Annotated in this window: 5 protein-coding genes; 3 read left to right on the top strand and 2 right to left on the bottom strand. The window is 68.1% G+C overall.

Going from position 1 to position 9,103, the window contains the following annotated elements; genetic code table 11:
• Window positions 1-29 precede the first annotated feature (29 nt).
• From ACO2RV_RS15115 to ACO2RV_RS15105, 3 genes are all read left to right on the top strand, one after another.
• Window positions 30-782 carry an SDR family NAD(P)-dependent oxidoreductase gene (locus ACO2RV_RS15115; RefSeq protein ID WP_423294392.1) on the top strand — a complete coding sequence of 251 codons (753 nt, stop codon included), beginning with the start codon at window positions 30-32 and terminating at the stop codon, window positions 780-782.
• A gap of 299 nt (window positions 783-1,081) precedes the next feature.
• On the top strand, window positions 1,082-3,937 hold the full coding sequence (locus tag ACO2RV_RS15110; RefSeq protein WP_423294367.1) for an autotransporter domain-containing protein: 2,856 nt from the start codon (window positions 1,082-1,084) through the stop codon (window positions 3,935-3,937).
• 86 nt (window positions 3,938-4,023) lie between these two features.
• Complete coding sequence (locus ACO2RV_RS15105) at window positions 4,024-5,913, top strand: autotransporter domain-containing protein (RefSeq protein ID WP_423294365.1); 1,890 nt, start codon at window positions 4,024-4,026, stop codon at window positions 5,911-5,913.
• Here ACO2RV_RS15105 and ACO2RV_RS15100 read toward each other — a convergent pair.
• A complete protein-coding gene (locus ACO2RV_RS15100; RefSeq protein ID WP_423294363.1) occupies window positions 5,901-6,902 on the bottom strand; it encodes an FAD:protein FMN transferase in 1,002 nt (333 codons plus the stop codon). The genes ACO2RV_RS15105 and ACO2RV_RS15100 overlap by 13 nt on opposite strands.
• A complete protein-coding gene (locus ACO2RV_RS15095) occupies window positions 6,883-9,090 on the bottom strand; it encodes a PepSY domain-containing protein (protein ID WP_423294361.1) in 2,208 nt (735 codons plus the stop codon). The genes ACO2RV_RS15100 and ACO2RV_RS15095 overlap by 20 nt, the downstream gene beginning before the upstream one ends.
• Window positions 9,091-9,103: the final 13 nt, after the last annotated feature.

Raw genomic sequence — 9,103 nt, 5'->3', positions numbered from 1 at the left:
CGCGGCCTGAGAACGGACGAGTACCCGACATGAACGCCATCGATCTCAAGGGCCGCGTGGCCATCATCACCGGCGGCGCCCGCGGCATCGGCTACGCCGCCGCCGAGCGCTTCCTCCAGTCCGGCGCCTCCGTCGCGCTGTGGGACATCGACGCCGCCCGCCTCGACGAGGCGGCCGCGACCCTCAAGGCGCTCGGCACGGTCTCGACCCATGTGGTCGAGCTGACCGACGAGGCCTCGGTGCAGGCGGCCACCGCCGCCGTCGCCGCCGTCCATGGCAAGATCGACATCCTCGTCAACAATGCCGGCATCACCGGCGGCAATGGCAAGCTGTGGGAGCTCGACACCGACACCTGGCGCCGCGTGGTCGACGTCAACCTGGTCGGCCCGTTCCTCACCTGCAAAGCCGTGGTGCCGGAGCTGCTGAAGAACGGCTGGGGCCGCATCGTCAACGTCGCCTCCATCGCCGGCAAGGAAGGCAACCCGAACGCCTCGCATTATTCGGCGTCGAAGGCGGGGCTGATCGGGCTGACCAAGTCGCTGGCCAAGGAACTGGCGACCTCGAACATCCTGGTCAACGCCATCACCCCGGCGGCGGCGAAGACCGAGATCTTCAACCAGATGAAGCAGGAACACATCGACTTCATGCTGTCGAAGATCCCGATGAACCGCTTCCTCGCCGTCGAGGAAGCCGCCGCCCTCATCGCCTGGCTCGCCTCCGAGGACTGCGCCTTCTCAACCGGTGCCGTCTTCGACATCTCCGGCGGAAGAGCCGTGTACTAGGGCCCTGCCCTATCAGGCCGCGCGAGCTCGACGGGGAAATATCTAACAAGTTGATATTTAATACATTATCCGATCAGACCGCCGCACGATCCGCTCGCCATCCCCGCCGGGGCACTGCCGCAAACAGGCGGCGCCTTGGCGAAAATGCGACCAAAAAGCGCCATCGCTAACTTCCCCCGTGACAGATAGGCTGGTTAGTTCAGGGCGGGGTTGCGGGGGCACATATCATGACGATTCGGTCGATTTCGCACGGCATGTCGCGAGCGGGCGCGCGCAGGCTTGCTGCCATAGGCGTCGGAGTGGGAGTCGGCGGCCTTGCCCCGGCCGCACAGGCCACGCCCCTGCCGACGCCGACGACCTATCAGACGCTGAATTTCGGCACGGCCGGCACGTTCCTCACCGGCATTCGCGGCAACAACATCGTCGGCAACTACACCATCCCCGGCGGGACCGGCGGGCTCATCTACAATATGGTGACGCAGACTTGGTCGGCCTTCCCCGAGGCGACCGCGAACGGCGCGAACTATCCCGGCGCCCTCGGCTCCTCGCCCTATGGGCCGAGCTTCGGCAATCCTGACGGCGTGCTGCGCGTGGTGGGCAGCTACAAGACCACCGAGACCTCGCCCTACGATACCAGCTATCTCTATGACGGCGCCGCCGCGCCGGGCCAGCAGCTCACCAACCTGACCTACCCCACCGACGGCGTGCTCTTCACCATTGCGCACAGCACATTCGGCAATCAGGTGGTCGGCGACTACGACACCCGGCTCGCGACCGGCAACGCCTTCATCTACAACATCGATACCGGCACCTACGTCACCAACAACATCCCCGGCGCCATCAGCACGACGGCCTATGGCATCTATGGCGACAAGATCGCCGGCGGCTATGGCGAGGTGATGGTCGATGGCGTTCTCCATGCCGAGCACGGCTACATCTACGACCAGCGCACTGGCACCTATGTCACCTATGACCACCCGGGCGCCGTCGCGACGCATTTCGAGGGCATCACCGGCGCCGGGCGGACGGACGAATACAACCTCGTCGTCAACTGGGTCTCCGCGGACGGCGTGGTGCATCCCGCGGTGATGCATGTCGACGCGCTCGGCATCGCGACCTGGTACGAGATCGACATTCCCGGCGCGGTCGTGTCGTCCAATTCCGCCTATGGCGACAATGTCGTCGGCATCTATGTCGATGCCAATGGCGTCAACGGCTATCTCGCGACCATTCCGGGCATCTACAACCCGATCCGCAACACCGGCACGCTGACCTTCGCCACCGCCAATGCCGCCGCGCTGGATGGCGGCCGGGGCGACGACATCGTCAACAGCGGCACCATCGCGGCCACCGGCAATGGCGGCATCGGCATGCGCGGCGAGACCTATGGCGTGCTGACCAATAGCGGCACCATCACCGCCTCCGGCATCGCCGGCGCGGCGGTCGAACTGCATGGGCTGTACGGCACCTTCCTGAATTACGGCACGCTGCAGACCACGATCGTCGCCGACGCCCTGCGCACCGGCCCCGATGCCACCGGCACGGTCATCGTCAATATGGGCGTCATCGATGGCCGGATCGCCGCGACGGCGGGGATCGGCAAGCGCTTCGAGAACAGCGGCTGGCTCGGCGTCAGCGGCGACTTGCCCTCGGTCACCCACCTGTTCGGCGGCACCTTCGTGCAGACCTCGGTCGGCACCTATGCCGCGCGCGTGACCGACACCGGCACCGATTATTTCGGCATCGCCGGCACGGCGAAGCTCGCCGGCACGCTGCAGGTCTCGTTCCAGACCACCAGCTTCGCCCCGACCACTACGCTGATCGCCGCGACGCAGGGGATCAGCGGCACCTTCGACGATTTCGTCACGGTCGGCCTGCCCGCGCTGTTCGATGCGAGCCTCACCTACGCCCCGACGACCGTCAGCATGAGCGTCGCCGCCGACCTCGCCGGCCTGCCGGGCATCACGCGGAACCAGCGTGCGGTCGGCGCCGCCATCGACGGCATCATCAACACCACCACGAACGGCCTGCTGACGACCCTGCCGGATGCACTGGCCCCGCTCTACGACCTCACCTCGAGCGAACTGCCCGGCGCCCTCGGCACGCTGTCCGGCGAAGCCTATGCCAGCGAGCAGTCGGTCCTGATCGGGGACAGCCTGTACAGCCGCCAGGCGCTGCTCGGCCGCCTGCGGCAGGATACCTATACCGGCCAGTCCGGCCCGATGGCGGCGCTCGCCTATGGCGGCCCGGCGCTGGCCTACGCGGCGCCCGCCAATGGCGGCGTGCCGTTTCCGACCAAGGCACCCGCGGCCACGGCCGAGCCGGCCTTCACCGGCACCATCTGGGCGCAGGCCTTCGGCGGCTGGAGCGACTACAGCGGCGGCACGGGTACGGCCAGCGTCGACGCCACGATCGGCGGCATCATCTCCGGCGTCGACGTCAACGTCGACAACTGGCTGGTCGGCGCCGCGCTGGGCTACACGCAGTCCAGCGCCGACATCGACACGCTGGCGAGTTCGAGCGATGTCGACAGCCTGCTGCTGGCGCTCTACGCCGGCACCAGTTCCGGGCCCTGGAACCTGCGCGTGGGCGCCAGCTACGCCTTCAACCAGATCGATACCTCGCGCACCCTCGTCTATCCCTTCGTCGAGCAGGCGAGCGCGGAATATGACGGCGGCACCGCGCAGGTCTTCGCCGAGGTCGGTTATGGCTTCGCGCTGCAGCAGCTGGCCTTCGAGCCCTTCGTCGGCCTCGCCTATGTCCATCTCGACACCGACAGCTTCACCGAGACCGGCGCTTCCGCCGGCCTGTATGGCGCGTCCAGTTCGATGGGCGTCGGCTATTCCTCGCTCGGCCTGCGGATGGCGACGACGATCGACTTGTCCGACGGCATGGCGCTGAAGCCTCACGCCTCGGTCGCCTGGCAATATGCCTTCGGCGACATCACGCCGGAGGCGCAGATGGCGTTCCTCAGCGTGCCGGCGGCGAATTTCACCGTCGCGGGCGTGCCGCTCGCCGAAAATACGGCGCTCGTTGAGGTCGGCGCGGACCTCATCCTCAGCGAGCAGGCCCGTATCGGCGTCTCCTATTTCGGCCAGTTCGCCGACAATGTGACCGTCAACGCCGTGCAGGCCAATCTGACGTGGCGGTTCTAGCCGTCCTCGGCGGCCACCTGGCTTGCGCGCGCGCCGCCACCGGCTAAGTTCACCGCAGCAGCGGTCGACGCCGATCGGGGGTGGGGATGGGTTTGCGCGGTAGCGGTCTTGTTGTGTCGCTCGCTCTGCTGGTCGGACTGGGCGTGCCCACCGAAGCTCCCGCGCAGCAGTTCACGAATTTCTACGTGTTCGGAGACAGCCTCAGCGACGCGGGCACCTATCGGTTCCCGGTCGACGGCGCACTGTTCCCCTTGAAGTTCACGGTGAACCCCTATCCGGTCTGGAACCAGGTGCTGGGCGCGCGTTTCGGCATCACCGTCTCGCCTTATCTCGCCACGGATGCGGTGACCCAGACCAGCACGGTGGTCGGCGGGAACAATTATGCGCAGGGCGGCGCCTGCGTGAACTCCGGCTTCAGCCCCACGCAGTGTCCCGTCTTCCCGTTGAATACCCTGGGCGAAGCGCAACAGATCGGCATCTATCTCGCGTCAACGGGCGGGCGGGCCGACCCGGATGCGCTTTATTCCGCCTGGGCGGGGGCCAACGACATCTTCGCGGAGGCGACCCTCATTGGGGGCGGCAAGTCGGTGGAGGCCGCGCTCACCAGCGTGGCGGGCGCCGCGCAGGAGCATGTGCAGAACATCCGCGCTCTTTCACAGGCCGGCGCGCGCTACATCGTCGTGCCCAACCTGCCCAACATTGCGCTCACCCCGGCCGGAGCCGTTCCCGAGGCCGGGGCGTTCTACGCGGCCTCCGTGGGTGTCTATAATGCGGTGTTGAGCGCGGGCCTCGCACAGCTGGGAGGCAGCAACCTCATCTATGCGGACATGTACCGCATCCTGACCGAGGTCTACACAGATCCGACGCGCTACGGCTTCACCAATGTGACCGGCACGGCGTGCACCACGCCTTCCTCCATCATGTGCAGCACGGCGACGCTCGCGGCGCCCAATGCGCAGTTCACCTATCTGTTCGCGGACGACGTCCATCCGACCCCGGCGGCCCACGCCGTGCTGGCGCAATACGTCGCCTCGATCATCGAAGCGCCAAGCCTCATCGGCCTTCTCGCCGATGTGCCGCTCACCTCCGGATGGGGTATTTTCCGCACGCTGGACAACCGGCTCGACGCGCCGGCGAAGGCCGGCTGGCAGCTTTATTCGAACGTGGATTACAGCAGCTACGACGTCGACCCGGCCGGCAACCGCTCGGGAGCGGACGGCAGCGCGGTGGGCGGATATCTCGGCCTCGAATACGGCTTCGGCAACGGCGCGAGCGCCGGCGCGCTGCTCAACCTCTCCCATGGCAGCTACGATTTCGACGGCAGTTCGGGCGGCTTCGATGCCGACATGTTCACGTTCACGACCTATGCGAACCTTCAGCTCGGCGGCTTCTACGGCCAGCTCTCCGGCACGCTCGGCACCGTTGGCTATGACAACGTCGAGCGTCAGTTCATGTTGGGCGCGGCGTGGCGTACCAATTCCGGCGAAACCGACGGCACCTATTACGCCGCGCGCCTTGCCACCGGCTATGACATGACGCTCGGCGCCTTCAGCCTCGGGCCGATCGGCCAGCTCTCCTACCAGCGGGCCAACGTGGACGCCTATGCCGAGACGCAGGACGATTCCTCCGCCATGCGGTTCGGCAGCCAGGCCAGCGAATTGTTCTTCGGCACGTTTGGCGGGCGGGCCGTCTACGCCTTCGAGGTCGGCGGGACACGCCTGAAGGCGCTGGTGCAGGCCACCTACAACTACAATTTCCTCGACAGTGACCGGCTGGTGAATGCGGGCCTCGTGGGTGCTCCCGTCACGTTCGACATGCCGGTCTACGCCCCCGGCGACGGTTGGACGGATCTGCGCCTTGGCCTCTCGGCGGAAGCGGGGCCGAACGCCCTGGCAAGCCTCATGGTGGGCACCCAGTTCTTCGACGAGGAGGGAACCGGCTGGTACGGCAACGTCGGACTGACCTACAGGTTCTGAGGCAGCACCAGTGCGGCAGAGCGAGCCGACGGAGCTGGATGGTTCTCGAACAGCGGCCCGATCCGCGTTTCGCGAAGCTGGTCGCCGTCCCGGTCGATGAACAGCGCGTCGAGCTGCTGCCGGCGCGCCAACTCCGCGCCGTCCCGGCTTCCCCGCACCATCAGCGCCGTCGCCCAGGCGTCGGCGGCCATGCAGGTCGCGGCGACGACCGTGACGGAGGCAGGGGACGCGGCGAGCGGCCCGCCCCGTACCGGGTCCATGGTGTGCGACAAATGTCGGCCGCCGACATCGACCCGATGGCGGTAGTCACCCGAGGTCGCGACAGCCGCGTCCTGTAAGGCGAGGATCGCGTGCGGTGCCCTCGCCTCAGGGTCCGGCCGCTCGACGGCGACGGCCCACGGCTCACCGTCAGGCTGAAGCCCGATGGCCCGCAACTCGCCATCGATGGCCACCAATGCCCCGGAGATCCCGAAGGCACGCACTACCTCGGCCAGCCGGTCCACGCCATAGCCCTTGGCGATGCCCGACAGGTCCAGCATCAAGGGAGCGTGCTTGCGCACCCGGCCTCTCGCCGGATCGACTTCCAGCATCTCGTGCGTCCGGTGTCGCGGGCTGCCGAGGATCTTGCGAATGCGTTCGGCATCGGCCTCCGCACGGCCGAAGCCCCATGCGTTGACGGCATCGCCGACACCGATGTCGAACGCACCGTTCGAGGCGCGCCCGACCGCCAGGGCGGCCTCCAGCACGGTCATGAGGCGCATGGGCACGTCGATCCAGACGTTCAGCGGCGCCGCATTGACGCGCATCAGGTCGCTGTCCGGCTTCCAGCTGGACATTTGCGCATCCACCTCGTCCGTCGCCGCCTGAAGCGCGGCCTTGAGCGGAGCCGCATCGACGCCCGGAGCGGCATGGAACAGGGCGGACCAGCGCGTGCCCATGGTGGGACCGTTCAATGCGTGGCGGGTGCGATCAGTAGACATCTTCGACATAGCGCCCCTCGGCTTTCAGCGCGGCCGGCGTCAACCCGGATGGCGCGAGGATCTCCGCCAGCGCATCCGCCACCCCGGCGGCCATGTCGCGCCCGCCGCAGACCATCACGCGCGCTCCGTCCCTGACCAGTTGGGCGACCTGCGCTCCCTCGGCGCGCAGCGCGTCCTGCACATAGTGCGGGCGTGCCCCGCGCGAGACCGCCGTGACGAGCCGCGAGAGGCGGCCCGCCTTCTTCCAGGCGGCAATGTCGTCGCCATAGAGGAAGTCGCTGCCGGGATGACGCATGCCGAAGAAGAGATGCACCGGGCGCCGCGCCGTATTGGCCCGGATGAAGCCGGCAAGCGGCCCGATGCCGGTGCCGGCGCCGATGAGGATGAGCGGCGTGCGGCCGCGACCGACCCGGAAGGCGGGGTTCGTCCGCACGAACCCGGTCACGCTATCTCCCGGCTCCAGCGACATGAGCTGTCCGGAGCACAGGCCGGCGGGGTGCTTCCGCACCACGATCTCAATGAAGCCGTCGCGGCGCGCCGAGGCGAGCGAATAGAAACGCGGCACGTCGGAGCCCGCAGGCAGGATGCCCAGCAGATCGCCCGCCTGGAATCCTCCAAAACCGCGGCCGGTCAAACGCTGCCAAAGCGCAGCCTTCGGCACGGCAAAGCGCAGGATCGCGGTCGGCGCCTGTACTTCCGCCCCGTAGTCGCGGCGCGAGATCAGCTTCAGCGCGTGCGACGGCGGAGGCACGGGCTGATGGAGAAGCTCCAGCGGGATCCCCATCGCCGCCCCGAGTTCGCGTCCCCAGCGGGCGAAATCCTGCGGCGACTGGCGATTCACCGTGTCGAAGGGAACAAGCTCCCGCCAGCCCTTGGCCTGCGCCGCCGCCGACACAGCTTGCGCGAAGGCGCAGAAGGCAGGGAAGCTACGGTCGCCGAAGCCGAGCACGGCGAGAGGAGCGGCGGGAGGCGCCGGAAGCTGCGCCAATCGGTCGAGGAACCCCTCGGCGGAGGCAGGTGCGGCGCCCTCGCCATAGGTCGCCGCGAGAACGATAATGCGCTGGGCATGGAGGTAGCGCGCCGGATCGAAGCTCGACATCGCCGCCACATGGACGCTCTGGCCCGCCTCCGTCAGCGCCCGGTGCAGCGTCGCGGCGAAGCCCCAGCTACTTCCACCCTCGCTGCCGACGAGAAGGATCGTCCCGGCGCGGCCGGAAGCGACGTTGTTGCGGATGCGCGGCCGTCCGCGCCGGCCCGCCCACCACAGGGCGAGCCCGGTCCCGCCCATCACCGGCACGCTCAGCGCCAGGAGCCCGAGCGCGAGGCCCAGCACGGCGGCGCCCCTGCCCGTGTGCAGCATGGTGATCGTTTCCGAGACCTGCTCCCAGATCGTCAGGTCGGCCCAGGCAAGAAGCGCCCCGGTTCCCTGGTCGAGATAGCCGGTGCCGCGATCCGTCTTCAGCGTGAAGACATCCGTCGCATCGCCGGGATAGGGAAAGGCCAGCTCGCGCAGCTCCGCGACCGGCATAGCCGCCAGCAGGTCCATCCGGGCAATCGCCACGCCGGTCTGCCCGCTGACCGCGGTCGGAACGGTCAGTGCCGCGCCGCCATGGGGGAGCAGATCGAAGGTGGCAGCCGTCATCCAAAGCGCGGTCACCGAGGAAAGGACAAGACCGACGACAGCGACACGTGCGATCTCGACATGCAGGCGTCCCGAAAGCGGACCTCGCAGGGGAGCCAGCCAGCGGCGCCAGCCGCCGGCACGACGCGCCACCAGAAACGCGCCGGAGAACGACAGCACCAGCATCGTGGCCGCGCCGGCCGCCATCGCGATCCGCCCCGCGTCGTCGAGGAAAAGCGACCGGTGCAGGATGGTCAGCCACCGCTCGGCCGGGTTGCGGTCCGCCGAGGCAACGCCCTGCCCGGTTGCGGGGTCGATGACCGCGGAACCGGGTGCGCCGCCATCGAACCAGTAGGCGGTGATCCGGCCCGACGGTGCGCGCCGGATCTGTTCGACACCCGGATAGACAGCCTGGATGCGCGAGGCGAGTTGCGCCACCGTGAGCCCGCTCTCGGCCTGCGGCACCGCGAGGCGCTCAGCGACCGGGAAGACAGACAGCGCCGCCCCGCTGAGCGCAAGCACGGTGACGAGAACCAGAGCCAGCAGAGCCGGCCAACGGTGAAGCGCGCGGATCATCGGCCCGGCCTCC

The organism is Ancylobacter sp. VNQ12 (assembly GCF_049445835.1).
GTDB lineage: Bacteria > Pseudomonadota > Alphaproteobacteria > Rhizobiales > Xanthobacteraceae > Ancylobacter.
This window is presented reverse-complemented; position numbering and strand designations above follow the sequence as displayed.

What these genes read in the sequence shown, in the direction of transcription:
- ACO2RV_RS15115 (WP_423294392.1), top strand. Translation starts at nt 30, where the DNA reads ATGAACGCCATCGATCTCAAGGGCCGCGTGGCCATCATCACCGGCGGC.
- ACO2RV_RS15100 (WP_423294363.1), bottom strand. Translation starts at nt 6,902, where the DNA reads ATGTCGAAGATGTCTACTGATCGCACCCGCCACGCATTGAACGGTCCC.
- ACO2RV_RS15105 (WP_423294365.1), top strand. Translation starts at nt 4,024, where the DNA reads ATGGGTTTGCGCGGTAGCGGTCTTGTTGTGTCGCTCGCTCTGCTGGTC.
- ACO2RV_RS15095 (WP_423294361.1), bottom strand. Translation starts at nt 9,090, where the DNA reads ATGATCCGCGCGCTTCACCGTTGGCCGGCTCTGCTGGCTCTGGTTCTC.